The 15,443-nt window shown below is 32.0% G+C and carries 14 protein-coding genes; 2 read left to right on the top strand and 12 right to left on the bottom strand.

What is annotated here, in order from left to right; translation table 11 throughout:
- Positions 1-18: 18 nt before the first annotated feature.
- The 7 genes from recN to IW20_RS08485 all read right to left on the bottom strand — a co-directional run bounded on the left by recN (position 19) and on the right by IW20_RS08485 (position 6,485).
- The gene (recN, locus tag IW20_RS08515; protein ID WP_035620888.1) at positions 19-1,671 is read right to left on the bottom strand and encodes a DNA repair protein RecN; all 1,653 of its coding nucleotides are present in this window, start codon (positions 1,669-1,671) and stop codon (positions 19-21) included.
- A gap of 50 nt (positions 1,672-1,721) precedes the next feature.
- The gene (gene porD / locus IW20_RS08510) at positions 1,722-2,606 is read right to left on the bottom strand and encodes a type IX secretion system protein PorD (protein WP_035620887.1); all 885 of its coding nucleotides are present in this window, start codon (positions 2,604-2,606) and stop codon (positions 1,722-1,724) included.
- A complete protein-coding gene (coaBC, locus tag IW20_RS08505) occupies positions 2,599-3,810 on the bottom strand; it encodes a bifunctional phosphopantothenoylcysteine decarboxylase/phosphopantothenate--cysteine ligase CoaBC (RefSeq protein ID WP_035620886.1) in 1,212 nt (403 codons plus the stop codon). The genes porD and coaBC overlap by 8 nt, the downstream gene beginning before the upstream one ends.
- A 9-nt stretch (positions 3,811-3,819) precedes the next feature.
- Positions 3,820-4,137 carry a DNA-directed RNA polymerase subunit omega gene (locus IW20_RS08500; RefSeq protein ID WP_012025451.1) on the bottom strand — a complete coding sequence of 106 codons (318 nt, stop codon included), beginning with the start codon at positions 4,135-4,137 and terminating at the stop codon, positions 3,820-3,822.
- A gap of 9 nt (positions 4,138-4,146) precedes the next feature.
- A complete protein-coding gene (locus tag IW20_RS08495) occupies positions 4,147-4,941 on the bottom strand; it encodes an outer membrane protein assembly factor BamD (protein WP_035621013.1) in 795 nt (264 codons plus the stop codon).
- 136 nt (positions 4,942-5,077) lie between these two features.
- The gene (gene dapA, locus IW20_RS08490; protein ID WP_035620882.1) at positions 5,078-5,959 is read right to left on the bottom strand and encodes a 4-hydroxy-tetrahydrodipicolinate synthase; all 882 of its coding nucleotides are present in this window, start codon (positions 5,957-5,959) and stop codon (positions 5,078-5,080) included.
- A 1-nt stretch (position 5,960) separates the two neighbouring features.
- Positions 5,961-6,485, bottom strand: coding sequence for a DUF6913 domain-containing protein (locus IW20_RS08485; RefSeq protein WP_035620880.1), 525 nt, complete (start codon positions 6,483-6,485; stop codon positions 5,961-5,963).
- 47 nt (positions 6,486-6,532) lie between these two features.
- Here IW20_RS08485 and IW20_RS08480 point away from each other — a divergent pair, with 47 nt between their 5' ends.
- Entirely contained in the window at positions 6,533-7,312 is a 780-nt protein-coding gene (locus IW20_RS08480) for a 5'-nucleotidase C-terminal domain-containing protein (RefSeq protein ID WP_035620878.1), read from the top strand.
- A 64-nt stretch (positions 7,313-7,376) separates the two neighbouring features.
- Positions 7,377-8,288, top strand: coding sequence for a bifunctional metallophosphatase/5'-nucleotidase (locus IW20_RS08475; RefSeq protein ID WP_035620877.1), 912 nt, complete (start codon positions 7,377-7,379; stop codon positions 8,286-8,288).
- Here the strand turns inward: IW20_RS08475 and IW20_RS08470 are convergent.
- The 5 genes from IW20_RS08470 to IW20_RS25305 form a co-directional block, all read right to left on the bottom strand.
- The gene (locus IW20_RS08470; protein WP_035620875.1) at positions 8,278-8,967 is read right to left on the bottom strand and encodes a lysoplasmalogenase family protein; all 690 of its coding nucleotides are present in this window, start codon (positions 8,965-8,967) and stop codon (positions 8,278-8,280) included. The two genes, IW20_RS08475 and IW20_RS08470, sit on opposite strands and share 11 nt — an antisense overlap.
- Entirely contained in the window at positions 8,957-10,960 is a 2,004-nt protein-coding gene (gene ligA / locus IW20_RS08465) for an NAD-dependent DNA ligase LigA (protein WP_035620874.1), read from the bottom strand. The genes IW20_RS08470 and ligA overlap by 11 nt, the downstream gene beginning before the upstream one ends.
- 126 nt (positions 10,961-11,086) lie before the next feature.
- Positions 11,087-13,021, bottom strand: a complete 1,935-nt coding sequence (locus IW20_RS08460; protein ID WP_035620872.1) for an OmpA family protein — start codon at positions 13,019-13,021, stop codon at positions 11,087-11,089.
- Between the two features lie 10 nt (positions 13,022-13,031).
- On the bottom strand, positions 13,032-13,964 hold the full coding sequence (locus IW20_RS08455; protein ID WP_035620870.1) for a PorP/SprF family type IX secretion system membrane protein: 933 nt from the start codon (positions 13,962-13,964) through the stop codon (positions 13,032-13,034).
- A 54-nt stretch (positions 13,965-14,018) separates the two neighbouring features.
- A partial coding sequence (locus IW20_RS25305; protein ID WP_117614468.1) for a T9SS type B sorting domain-containing protein occupies positions 14,019-15,443 on the bottom strand: 1,425 nt, incomplete at its 5' end.

The raw sequence follows: 15,443 nt of genomic DNA, 5'->3' as shown, positions 1-15,443 counted from the left end.
CAAATATAATTCATTTTTTTAGTTAAGCAAGGCTTTAGCATGATTTAAAGCCGAATCAGAAACGACTGAACCTGATAACATTTGTGCAATTTCCTGAATGCGTTCTTCTTGCGACAGCAGCTTTAATTCTGATTGCGTATCATCATCTACCGTTGATTTAAACACTTTAAAATGAGACTCCCCTTTGGCAGCAATTTGCGGTAAATGTGTTATTGCAAAAATTTGCATTTGCTGACTCATCTCTTTCATTATCTCTCCCATTCTTACGGCTATCTCTCCCGAAACACCAGTATCGATTTCATCAAAAATTAATGTTGGCAATTTAGAATATTGTGCCAAGATTGCTTTTACTGCGAGCATAATACGCGACATCTCTCCTCCTGAAGCAACTTTCTTAAGCAATCCGAAATCAGTTCCTTTGTTAGCAGAGAATAAAAACTGAAGTTCATCTTTTCCATTCGGGAAATATGTTTCTCCATAATTAATATCAATTTTAAAACGAACATTTGGCATTCCTAATGTTTCTAATATTGTTATTAATTTATCTGACAATAATGGAACTGCTGCAATTCTGTTTTCGTGAATTTTATTTGCAAAAGCATCTAAATCAATTGTTTTTTGCTCTATTGAAGTGGTAAGTTTTGCTATTTCTTCTTCAATATTACCTAATTCCAGAACTGAATTTTCTAGTTTGGTTTGAATTTCAATTAAATCATCGACTGTAGCAACTTGATGCTTTTTTTGCAAATTATAAATAACCTGCAATTTCTGGCTAATAAAATCAAGCTGAGCAGGATCATTTAATAATTTTTCTGATGCTTTTTGCAATTCACCGGAAACATCATCAAACTCGATTGCTAGACTTGTTATTCTCTCAAAAAAAGCTCCATATTCTGTCGAGAAAGTAGCAATTTTATGTAACGAAGCTTTTATTTCATTTAGATTTTGGATTACTCCAAATTGTTCTTCATTGGCTATAGCCAAAGATTTATCTAATGATTCTTTGATAATCTCAACATTGTTAAGCTTCTCAAATTCTTCTTCTAATTCTTCTTGCTGTCCTGATTTTAATTGTGCGGCAACTAATTCGTTTAACAGGAAAGTATTATATTCTTGCTCTTTGGCAGATTCGCTTTGTTTTTTAAGAAGGGAAATCAGCTTTGTTTTATCTGATTTATATTTCTTTAAAACATTTTGATAATCTGCAATAACACCAAAATTATCAGCAATTGCATCTATAATCTGAAATTGCACACTTTCTTCCGAAAGCTCTTGGGTTTGCTGTTGCGAATGAATATCTATTAAATATAAACTCAATTCTTGTAATTCCTGAAGATTTACTGGACTATCATTTATAAAAGCACGCGATTTCCCAGAAGGTAAAATTTCACGTCTTATTATAGTATCATCTTCATAATCTAAATCATTGGCTTCAAAAAAAGCTTCGAGATTATATTTAGAAATTTTAAAATGTGCTTCGATAACACATTTTTCTTCTTTATTTTTCAATGAAGTCAAATCGGCTCTTTTACCTAAAACCAAGCCCAATGCACCTAATATTATCGACTTTCCTGCTCCTGTTTCACCAGTGATTATAGAAAAGCCTTTTGAAAAATCAATTGATAATTTTTCGATCAGTGCATAATTTTTTATTGACAATGAAGTAATCATATCTCTTTTGTAATATAAGTTTTGGAAATAAGCAACCTTAATAAGTGTGCTTAAAATTTAATCTGTGACCATTTAGCAGAGTTCATTGGCGAAACTCTATTTAAATTCTCTACTAAATCTGTTATAGGAACACTTGGTCCTCCTGAAAATATAGATACAATTTCATCTGATTTAGCATCAAAAAAGACACGTGTTAGAAAAGCATTTGGTTTTGTTGCATTTAGTTTTCCTATAAGCAATAATGAAGCTTTAATTTTTTCTTTTGCCAATTTTAAATCCTGATTCATTACATCTAAACCGGTATGATACCCGTAAACACACTGTCTTAAGTCATTATATGTTGGCGAAAGCATATCATTAATCAAGAAATAACGATTTTGTACTCCATCTGCCTGACTCCATCCTTTGTAACCTCCTTGTTGTGCTACATTGGCAATACTTTGCGCAGTCTCAAAAAAAGGATTCCCTAATGCTGGCATAAAAGTATCTGCATCCATCCCTAAAATCATGTAGCTATAAAAAGTCATTATAGATACTAGATTAGATTCGAAAACATTTGGATTGTACAATAAATTTTCAAATTCTGTATATCTAAAACTTAAATCCTTATCATTAAAATTGAACACTGGAGACGAGTAAGTAGAATTATAAATTAATCGAGATGATTGTATTTGTATAGTACCCGAAAACTGATCTGAGTTATTTGATGTAATTGTTATATACATCGAGCAGTTTATTTTTTCATTTTGTTTTAACAAACTTCCTGTCCAATCTGTATTATTGACAAATTCACTCAATGCTGTCTGCAGTGTTTTAAAAACTTGCTGATTGGCATTAGGAAGCATTTGCGAATTTACGGTTACCGTACAATTTAACTGTTGTGCCTGCGTAAGGCCAATAGTTAAAAACAACAAAAAAGTAAGTATTTTATTCATGAAAATGCTTTATCACCTTATTTAAAATATCAGTTGCAACTGCTTCTTTGGTTTTTAATTCCATTGGTTCGACCGTGAAAGCCTTATCAATAAAGGTTACTTTGTTCGTTCCCCCACCAAAACCTGCTCCTTTATCCTGTAAAGAATTTAGAACTATCAAATCTAAGTTTTTTTTCTGGATTTTCAGCTTTGCATTCTCAATTTCATTTTCAGTTTCTAAAGCGAATCCAATTAAAAATTGTTTTTCTTTTATTTCACCTAATGACAATAAGATATCTTTTGTTTTCTCCAGCTCGATTGTAAAATCTTCTGAAGCTTTTTTTATTTTTTGTAATGCAACTGTTTTCGGTCTATAATCCGCAACTGCCGCAGCTGCAATTGCAACGTCAACATTTGAAAAATACTCATGACATGCATCATACATTTCTTGTGCCGATGTTACCGAAATTACTTTTACTGATGTGTTTGTTACTTTGCAATTTGTAGGTCCCGCAACAAGAACAACCGAAGCTCCTAAGTTTGCAGCTTCTGATGCAATATCAAAGCCCATTTTACCCGAGGAATGGTTTCCTATAAAGCGCACCGGATCTATTGCTTCGTATGTTGGACCAGCCGTTATTAGAAACTTTTTACCTTTAAGAGGTAATTTGCTTTCTAAATCAGCTTCTAAAAATGCAATAATATTTTCTGGTTCAGCCATACGACCTTCTCCAGACAATCCACTAGCCAACTCTCCGCTTTCAGCTGGAATAATAGTGTTTCCAAACTGTTTTAATAATGAAAAACTCGCTAATGTCGAGGGATGTTTATACATATCCAAATCCATTGCTGGCGCAAAGTAAACTGGACATTTTGCCGATAAATAAGCTGCTATCAATAGATTGTCGCAAGTACCATTTGCCATTTTAGACATCGTATTTGCGGTAGCTGGAGCAATAATCATCAAATCGGCCCAAAGTCCTAATTCGACATGATTGTTCCATTTTTCATTTTCATCTTCTTGATTAAAGAAAGAAGAATGTACTGGATTTTTTGATAAGGTTGATAACGTAAGTGGCGTTACAAAATCCTTAGAAGCAGGTGTCATGATTACTTGAATCTCGGCACCTGCTTTTATAAAAAGTCGTACTAATGATGCTGTTTTATAGGCTGCAATTCCACCAGAAACTCCTAGTAAAATTTTCTTACCGTTTAAAACTGACATGGTACTATATTATTTATTTGAATTTCTGTGGTATGTTTTACCGTCTAACCATTCTTGAACTGCTAAAGCGTGTGGTTTAGGCAATTTTTCGTAAAATTTAGAAACTTCGATTTGTTCTTTGTTCTCGAAAACTTCTTCAAGACTGTCATTATAGGTAGCAAATTCTTCTAACTTTTCAGTCAATTCCTTTTTAATTTCAGAATTAATTTGATTTGCTCTTTTAGCCATAATAGTTATTGCCTCATACACATTACCTGTAGGCTCTTCAATAACCGTTTTATTGTAGGTAATTGTATTTACTGGAGCATTCGTCTTTTTTAAATCCATGACTTTATTTTATTTAGTAAAATTTTGTAACTCTTTTTCAACTCTCTCATTCATCTCATCAGCTTTCACTTTGTAATGAGTATCACTTTTATATTTCATTAAATTAGAATATGCAGTTTTAGCTACTTTTAAACGGTCTTCCATTTTAGCTGAAATACTGTTGATTGCTAACTGATATGCTGAATCAAACTTATAATACAATGCATCTTCTTTGAATTCTGTTCCTGGATATTCTCCAACAAAATTATCAAATGCTACTATTGCCGATTTAAAATCTGAAATAGTATTATATCCTTTTGCATTTTCATATGCTTTTTTCTCCAATTTAGTAGTTAACACTTTAAGACTTGCATTTGCCTCTACTATATATTTTGAATTTGGATAGTTATCTATAAAAGCTTGCAATTTATCTATTGCTTTATTAGTATCTGTTTGATCTAAACTATATACTGGCGATAACATCGAATAACTTTTTGCTCCTAAATAAGCAGCTTCTTCTACTTTTTCACTTCTTGGATATCCAGAAACAAAACTTTCGAATTGATACCCTGCTAAATAATACTGTTTTGTTTTATAATAGGATTGAGAAAACATATAAAACAATTTCTCTGCCTGAGGTTTTCCTCTATATGACGCTGCTAGTTGCTCAAACAAACGGATTGCCTTGGTATACTTTCCAGCATCGTACATTTTTGTTGCAATTTCAAATTTTGCTGCTACATCATCATTTTTTAGTGCTTTTTGATAATCACTACAAGAACAAAAAAGAACAACTACAAACAATACAGATATTATTTTTTTCATTTTTTTACTTTTATTATGATCCCCAGGATATTTATACCCAAGTAAAACCACACCGAAGTTTCGGTGGCAAATTTAGTTATTAATTTAGCTACTACAAAATATTTTTTTGGTATAATAAAATACCGCGTTTTTATTTTTATTTAATGCTTTTTTTAACAAATTCATCTATACGATTTGCAAGTGATTCATCGGCCGCAACAAGTGGTAATCTTACGATATTCTCAGCAATACCTAGTGATTTAAATACTTGTTTGATTCCTGCCGGATTCCCTTGCTCGAAAATCATATCGATACAATCTGATAAAAAGTATTGTGTTTTAAACGCTTCGTTTACTTTTCTATTCAATCCTAAACGAATCATTTCTGAAAATTCTTTCGGAAAACCTTGCCCAATAACTGATATAACACCTGAACCTCCTGCTAAAATTATTGGCAAAGCTATCATATCATCTCCTGATATAACGAGAAAATCGCTTGGTTTATTTTTAAGCAATTGCATTGCTTGCACCAAATCGCCTGCAGCTTCTTTTATAGCAACTACATTTGCAAAATCATTTGCCAAACGTATAACTGTTGATGGTAACATATTACTAGATGTTCTTCCTGGAACATTATATAATATTACTGGTATTGGCGATGCTTCGGCAATAGCCTTAAAATGCTGATAAATTCCCTCTTGTGTAGGTCTATTATAATAAGGTGACACTGACAATATTGCTTCAAAAGCTGAAAAATCTCTAGTTTTTAATTCTCCAACAATTTCCATTGTATTATTCCCTCCTACACCTAATACTAAAGGCAATCTTCCTTTATTTGCATTAATAACTGTAGTGATAACAAGCTCCTTTTCGTCTTTAGTTAATGTTGCATTTTCTGCAGTTGTACCCATAACTACAAGATACTCAACCCCTCCATCTACAGAAAAATTAACTATTCTTTGTAATGCTTCTGTATCAATTGAAAAATCTTCTTTAAAAGGAGTCACTAGTGCAACGCCTGTCCCTATTAATGATTGCATATTAGATTGTATTTGGTTTAATGTTTTTTAAATATTTAAATAATTCATTCACGAAAATTTTATATTCCCGAACATTGGTATCAATCATCAATCGATTTAATCTTTTATCTATTGATGCGAAACCAACTTTGAACCTGGCATTTGAATTTTGTGTTAGGAGCATCAGCATCACTTTTTCGATATCATAATAACTTATTAATAAATCGAATTTTTCGTTTACAAAGTCTTTTAAAAACCCCTCAGTAATCTCTCCATTCCAATTAAGATGATCAATCCCAAAAGTTGGACAAGAATACGTCTCTTTTTTATTGAATTTGTCTTTATAAACAATAATTTTGATGTTCTTTTTCTCAATTCCTTTTGATACCAATTCGGCCAGCAAAGCTTCTTTTTCTGAAAAATGACTTTCATCTATAAGTAAACCAACCTTTTGTATATCATTAGTAAACGCACCGTTTTTTACATTATTAAGATTTTTCTTTAACGATTTTTTTACAAAAAAAACCTTTGTATAATTTAAAAACATAGTACTTTTACTAGATTACAAAATTAATTATTTAAGTCGCATTTAAGATGGTAAAACTAAAAAAGTATAACGGATTTTTAAAACTTTTTGTTATATTCTTAACACTTTTTTTTGGAGTTTCTTGTAGCAAACAAACTTATCAAGTTTCTAAAATTGAAGGTAAATTAATTCCTATTACAAGTACTCAAAATCAAACTCCTGAGATTGAGAATTTTATTAAGCCTTACAGAGAGCACATTAATAAAGATTTAGATAGTGTGCTTGCTTATTGTCCTCAAACACTGGACAAAAGCACTGGTAAATGGCAAACAACTATTGGTAACTTAATGGCTGATGTATGTCTGCAAAGAGGTGATTTAGTTTTTAAAGCCAGAGAGAAAAAAGATATTGATATCTGTTTTCTTAATCATGGTGGGATTCGAGCAATTCTTCCTAAAGGGAATGTTACTGCTAGAAATGCATTTGAAATTATGCCTTTTGAAAACAGCCTGGTTGTTATGGCTCTAAAAGGAGAGCAAGTGTTAGAAATGGTTACTTATTTTATTGGTGAAAAGAAACCTCACCCTCTTTCTGGAATGACTTTTACTATAACTAAGAATAATACAGCAACAAATGTTTTAGTTCAGGGTAAACCTATCGAAAAAGACAAAGTTTATTATGTTGCTACAAATGATTACTTAGCAAATGGTGGTGACAATATGAACTTCTTTAAAAAGAGTGTTCAGAAATATGATTTAAATTACAAACTACGAGACATTCTTATTGATTATTTTAAATCTGTTGATACAATTCCGGTTCCTACTGATATCCGAGTTACACAAGAGTAAAATAAACGATTAAAAAATATTTAAGAACTTTGGGTTCAAGCGTTTTACCGCAAAATAAATTAAAATGAAAAGAAGAGATTTTATTGAAAAAACCGCTGCTAGTACAGCATTATTGAGTTTGGGTTTATCTATGAGTAGTTTTACATCATCAAATGTAAAAAAGATAACTATATTACATACCAATGATGTTCACAGTCATATTGACCCTTTTCCTGCTGATGATCCTCGCAATGCAAATATGGGTGGCGTGTCTAGACGTGCTGCTTTGATTGATGTAATTCGTAAAGAAAATCCAAACGTTCTTTTGTTGGATGCTGGTGATATTTTTCAGGGAACTCCTTACTTTAACTATTATGGTGGTGAATTGGAGTTTAAATTAATGAGCATGATGAAATATGATGCATCTACTATTGGTAATCATGATTTTGATAATGGTTTAGATGGATTATATGCACAAATGCCTCATGCAAAGTTTGAGTTTATCTCTTCTAACTACGATTTTAAAAATACTGTAATGGACGGGCTTGTAAAACCGTACAAGATTTTTAATAAAGATGGTATTAAAATAGGTGTTTTTGGTTTAGGAATTCAACTTGATGGCTTGGTAGATAAATTAATGTATAAGGAAACTGTATACAACGATCCTGTTGAAACAGCTACTGATATGGTTCGCATTCTTAAGAAAGAACAAAAATGTGATTTAGTAATTTGTTTATCGCATTTGGGTTATAAATATCGCGATGATGCCGCTAAAATCTGTGATTTAAAATTAGCTGAATTAACTCAGGATATCGATTTAATTATTGGTGGACACACTCATACCTTTCTAGATAAGCCTACTGTTGTAAAAAACAAAGCGGGTCAAGATGTATTGGTTAATCAGGTGGGTTGTTACGGAATTAATTTAGGTAGAATTGATTTCTATCTTAATAATGATAAAACAAAATCAGCTCAAGGAAAATCTATTATTGTTTAACTTTAATATTTTCAATTCTTTTCTGGATAAAATATTTTACCATAAAATAATAGGACAACATTTGGGTTGCATCTCTTATTAACGCCAAAACTACTGAATGATCAAAGGATTGGTTAAAAATAAAAAAGATGTCTGAGAAGATAAAGCAAGTTGTCATCAAGGTTATTAAAAGGGTTATATAAGTACCTTTGGTTATGTAACTAATAAATGAGACACAACCTAACACACTCAACACAATACCGTATATGGTATATATGAAATGATTTTCGCTTACTTTCTCATATTGTAAGCCAAGAACGGATACTAAAAGGTATATAATAAATAAAACGACTATTGCTATTGGCAAATAGTCGTTTTTTCTTAATTTTATTTTTCGATAATCATCTATTATTAGTCTTAACAATAACAAGTAAACTAATAGAAATGAGAAAAGAGACCCCAACTCTGAAGCTTCTACCTCCATTAAATTAAATACTTCTCCGATAAAACAAAACGCAAAAATAAATCCCTGAATTATATCTATCTTATAATTGGTCGTAATAAGATAATATATAAATATTGAAGGCACTACTATTGCCTTTGCGTACATACCAACGAAATCTTGCTCTAAGAAATCAAAGATAATGGTTAATATTAATGCTAAGAAGTAAAGAATTAATGATGGTGTATTAGCTTTCATTTAATTTAGTTATAAAATCATCTTCTGAAATTATAGGGATATTCAGTTTATTAGCTTTTTCTAATTTAGCTGGTCCCATATTTTCGCCGGCAACAACAAAATCAGTTTTGGCAGAAATTGAACTTCCTACTTTACCTCCATTATCTTCGATCGTTTTTTTGATATCATCTCTTGAAAATTTAGAGAATACACCCGAAACAACAAAAGTCTTTCCTTCAAATTTGGTAGTTGCATTTGGATTGATTTTTTCGATAATCTCAAATTGCACTCCATAACTTTTTAAGCGCTCAATGATTCTCTTATTTTCATCGTTCTCAAAAAATTCGATTACGCTTTTTGCAATACGCTCTCCTATTTCATCTACTAGAACCAAATCCATTAAAGTGGCTTGGCTCAATGCATCGATATTTTTGTAATGCTTAGCTAATTTCTTGGCTACTGTTTCTCCTACAAATCTAATTCCAAGTGCAAACAAAACACTCTCAAATGGGATTTTTTTAGAATTCTCTACTCCTTTCACCAGGTTTTCTGCCGATTTTTGAGCCATTCTCTCTAAAGGTAGAATCTGCTCTACTGTTAACTCGTATAAATCGGCGTAATTATGAACTAACCCATTATTAAAAAGTAACGCTACGGTTTCTCCTCCAAGTCCTTCAATATCCATTGCTTTTCTTGAAATATAATGCTGGATTCTTCCTATAATCTGTGGTGGACATCCATAAAAATTAGGGCAATAATGATTTGCTTCTCCTTCTGACCTAACTAATTCGGTATTACATTCCGGACAATGTGTAATATATTTTGTAGGTTCGGCATTTGCAGGTCGCTGTGTTAGATCGACTGCGATGATTTTCGGAATTATTTCCCCTCCTTTTTCTACAAAAACGGTATCATTTATTCTAATATCTAATTTTTCTATTTGGTCGGCATTATGCAAAGAAGCTCTTTTTACAATTGTTCCCGCCAATTGTACTGGCTCTAAATTTGCAACTGGGGTAATTGCTCCTGTTCTTCCTACTTGATACGAAATCGAGTTTAACTTGGTCGAAACCTGCTCTGATTTGAATTTATATGCTATTGCCCAACGAGGTGATTTTGATGTATAGCCTAACTCTTCCTGGTGCTGAATGCTATTTACTTTTATTACTACTCCATCGGTTTCATAAGGTAACTCATGACGATGTACATCCCAATAATCTATAAAGTCAAATACTTCTTGTAAATTATTTGCTAGTTTAGCTTCTACAGGTACTTTAAATCCCCATTTTCTTGCTAGTTCCAAACCTTCATACTGTGATGAGAAAGGCAGATTATTTCCTGTTACAAAATAAAGCAAACATTCTAATGGTCTTTTGGCAACCTCTGCACTATCTTGTAATTTTAAACTTCCTGAAGCTGTATTTCTCGGGTTCGAATAGGGTGTTTCTCCTATTTCGATTAGATCCTGATTCATTTTTTCGAATCCTGCAAATGGTAAAATTATTTCGCCACGAATTGCAAAAACTGGTGGATAGTTCCCTTTTAATTGTAACGGAATCGACTTTATGGTTTTGATATTATTGGTTACATCATCTCCCTGAAATCCGTCTCCTCGAGTAACTGCACGTTTTAATTTTCCGTTTTCGTAAGTAATACTTATCGAAGCTCCATCGTATTTTAATTCGCAAGTATATTGTAATTCAACATTTCCTAATACTTTTTGAACTCTAGTTTCCCAATCTACCAGATCTTCTTTTGAATAGGAGTTATCTAATGAATACATACGATATTCATGGGCAACTGTCTGGAAATTTTTGGTTACTGTACCTCCTACTCGCTGTGTTGGCGAATTCTCATCAAAAAATTCTGGATGCTGCTCTTCTAATTCCTGAAGTTGCTTTAATTTCAAATCAAATTCATAATCTGATATTGTAGCATTATCGAGTACATAATAATTGTAATTATGCACGTTTAGTTCATCTCTTAAAGCTTGTATGGAATCCTGAATATTCATATTTTATTATAATTCGATTGTCTTTTATTATCCTAAAAAAGTTTGTCTAAAATAGACATTCAAAAGTATAATTAAAAACAAAAAAACCACTCTTTTAAGAATGGTTTTCACAAAGTTTTTTGAACATTATTTTTCTATTACAATAAAATCTGAACGTCTGTTGGCAAGATGTTCTGCTTCAGTACATTTTACACCATTACTGCATTTGTTTACCAATCGACTTTCTCCATAACCTATTGCACTTGCAATTCTTGAAGATTCAATACCTTTAGAGAGAATATAAGTCTGGGTAGATTTAGCTCTTGCGTCTGAAAGCTTCATATTATAAGCATCTTTTCCTCTGGAATCGGTATGTGATTCTATTTTTATTTTAATCTTAGGGAATTTTTGCATCACAAATACAACTTTATCCAATTCGGCTGCAGCTTGAGGATTTATATTTGATTTATCGTAATCGAAGAAAATAGGGTTAATATCAACTTTTTCAACACCATCTTTTTTCACAACTAAATCATCATAATTACTAAGATAAAAGTTAACATCTTTTATTTCGGCATTATTATCTTTTGTGGTTTCAATAAATTTTTCGTCTCCGCTAAAGTTTGGTTTATTGGCCGTCATTTTTATTCGTTTATTACACGGAACTCCCAAGGTATAATTTCCGTCAGCATCCGTTTTTGTTTCGGAAACAACTGCATCATAAACATCATATGCTATAATAAATGTATCACTTATACCTTTTTTGTCTTTGGTATTTATTGCTTTACCAGAAACGAGTTGATTACAGATTGGTTTTCCTTTTGTAAAATAATAAATATCATCATCTCCTTTTCCTTGAGCACGATTTGAGGATATATATCCGTAATTTTCTTTAGGATCTATTACAAATGAAAAATCATCTTTATTACTATTTATAGGTGCTCCTAAATTTCTAGGAACTGAAAAATTTAATCCATCTGATAATTTACTCTCATATACATCTAAATCGCCTAAACCATAATGTCCATCTGAAGAAAAATAAAGTACTCCATTTCTAAAAAAAGGAAAAACATCATTACCCAGAGTATTAATAGTTGGTCCTAAATTTTGTGGAGAACTCATTGTTCCATCATCGGCTATTCTTACTACATACAAATCAGTTTCTCCGTATCCTCCTGGCATATCCGAAGCAAAAAATAACATTTTACCATCATCACTTAAATAAGGGTGCCCTACTGAATATTTATCGCTATCGAAGAATACTTTTTCGGTTCTAACCAATTTGTTATCTTCTATTGTTCCTTTTATAATTTGAAAATTATTGACTCTGGATTCATCTATCACCAATTTATTTTTTTTAAGAATATTGGTTGTGTAATACATCGTTTTCCAATCTGGGCTAAACGTTGCAGTTGCCTCATGATACTTAGACATTACGTTTGGAATAAAAAGTACTTCATTAAATAAATTACCATCAATTGCACTTCTTTCGGCTACATATAAATTCAGGAAAGGTTGCTTGTTCCAATTGTATAGTTTTTTATCAAAATTACCTGTATCTCTCGCTGATGTAAATACTATTTTATCTCCATAAAAAGTAGCTCCAAAATCAGATTTATCTGTATTGATATCAATATTTTTTATGACATAAAGTGATTTAGCTTTTGATAAACTGTCTAATAATTTCTTTTGATAAACATATCTGTCTATTTCTTTTTGGTCTCCTTTTTTATTTAAGTATTCTTTGGTTATTTTATCGGCATTATCATAATCCATAACTCCTTTCATGGATTGGATATATCTTAGATAATAGATATCGGATAGGTTATCACCTTGAATTTCATATAACTTTTGATACCATTTTAATGCATTTCGATTATCTGAAATAAAATAATACGAGTCGGCTGCATTCTTTAACGTTTGAACTGATGGTTTGTTTATTTTTTGCAAACACTCTTCATATGCTTTTGCGGCGTCTGTATAGGAGTAGTTTTTAAATAAAGCATCTGCTTTTTTTAAATTTGTTTGCGCTAAAACTGATACAAAGCAAAATAACAAACTAAGTATATAGATTTTTTTCATAGGTCAGGTTTTAAAAGAATCTTGGAGATTTGATTTTACTTGGATCTTTATGAAATTGATAACGCAAAATGAATTCATGAGAACCATCATTGTATTTATTCAAATTGGTTACGGTATAATCATATGAATATCCGATGTAAAAACTTGGTGAAATTTGAAATCCTGCCAATGCACTAACTGAATCATCAAAGCGATAGGATACTCCTAACACTACTTTTTCCTGAATCATAAAATTAGCAGAAAGATCTACTGACATTGGAGCTCCACTTACCAGTTTGGCTAAAAATGCAGGTTTGAATTTTAAACTCGGACTCAAATCAAACACATAACCTCCCATAAAGTAATAATGCAATCTATCATAATCTATCGATTCCTGTATATCATTATAATAGTCACTTCTTATAAAACTCGGAACTGATGCTCCCGCATACCATCTATCGGTATAGTAATATACTCCTGCTCCTATTGAAGGCTTAATAACATTATTTATGTTGGTGTTTAATAATGCATCATTACCATCATAATATCGCCCTTTTGACCAGTCTATGTTCATCATTCGCATTCCTGCTCTTAACCCAAATGCTAATCTTTTTTCATAGCCTAATGGTAAGGAATATGAAAAATTACCATCTAGATACAGTTCATTTGATGGTCCTAGTTTGTCATTGACCACGCTTAAACCTAAACCTATTTTTTCATTTCTCAAAGGTGATTGTACAGAAAGTGATTGTGTTTGAGGCGCACCATCTATACCGACCCATTGTGATCGATGTAATAATACTGCCTCCAAGTATCCTGTAGAACCTGCATAAGCTGGATTAATAACCATTGTGTTGTACATATACTGTGTATATTCTGGATCTTGTTGCGCATTTGCAAGGAATGATACAAACCCGCAAAATATTAAAAAATAGGACTCTATAAATTTTACACTTAGTTTCATACTATAACTATTTAGTCAGTTAATTTAATTTGATGATTTATGTTTTACAGGAGGTTATCTAATAATAGATAACCAACCTGTTTTAACTATTCCATCTGCACCAATGTCTAGAACATAATAATATGTACCTGCTGGTAATTTATCTCCTTTATTAATTGCGCCCGAAACATTTGCCATTCCGTCCCAATCATTATTATAGTGGTCTTGTTTATAAACCAATGATCCGTATCTGTTATAAACGTTTAAACTATTGTTTGGATAATTTTCGATACAATCGATTTTGAAAACATCATTTGCACCATCGTTGTTCGGAGTAAACTCATTATAAACCACTAAGCATACAGGTGTTACTGAGACTTCTCCTTTATTATTTGTTGTATCCGAATCTATTGGATTTGAAATAACAATCGAAGCTACATTTAAGTAATTTCCTGTTGGCAATACTTGAACAACTACAGTAAGTACTGCGCTTTCATTAGCATTTAAGACTGGAATATTCCATGCTCCTGTTAAATTACTATATGTTCCAGTAGTAGTTTGTGCACTTATAAAATCATATCCTGTTGGCAAAATTTCACTAACTACTGTATCTATAAAGTTTCCTGATCCTACATTATTTACTGTTACAGTAAAAGTTACTTTATCATTAATGTTAGGAGTTGGATTGTCTACCGTTTTGCTCATTGTAATATCTGAACAAGTTACAACAGCAAGGGTTAGTAATTTACTATTTACCTCATTACATTGATTAGTATAGGAAACGTTTACACTTGCAGCTCCTATTGCTGGCCATGAAACAGTTACAAAATTATCTGTAGCAGTTCCTCCACTTGTTACGGTTCCACCTCCAGTGATTGTCCAATTATAGTTAGACATTCCACTTAAAGTTGTATACGTAATTTCGTCAAAAACACATGGAGCAGCTTTACTCGTTGTTATTGTTGCTATTGCATTTCCTCTGAAAGTAACTGGTATTGCTAAGCGTAATTTACTTTCACAACCTGTTATTGGATCTTTTAAAGAAGCATAATAGGTGCCTGCTACTAATAATGTTCCCGGTGCTAACGGTGTTCCGCCTGTTTCGACATTATACCAAACAACACCTACTTCATTTACCTGCAAGTCAGAAACTTTTGGCTGTGCTGTTAAACAGAAGTCTTGTGTAGCTTTTGTCGTTGTTGGTTTTGGTCCATCATTAACTGTTACACTTACCAACAATCTATCTTTACTTTCACAACCTGTTATCGGATCTAGAATTGCTCCGTAGTATCGTCCGCTTGTTAGTAATGTTCCTGGTGCCAATGCAGTTCCTCCTGTAGGAGAAGTATACCAAACAACACCTGTTTCATTTGCCTGGATATCTGATACCTTAGGATCATTTACCAAACAAAATTCTTGGGTATCATCGTTAGTTGTTGGTTTAGCTGGATCGGTAACGGTTACAGTTACAGCTAATCGAACTGAACTTATACAACCAGT

Source organism: Flavobacterium hydatis (assembly GCF_000737695.1).
GTDB lineage: Bacteria > Bacteroidota > Bacteroidia > Flavobacteriales > Flavobacteriaceae > Flavobacterium > Flavobacterium hydatis.
The sequence above is the reverse complement of the archived record's forward strand: the minus strand, read 5'-3'. Positions and strand labels throughout refer to the sequence as shown.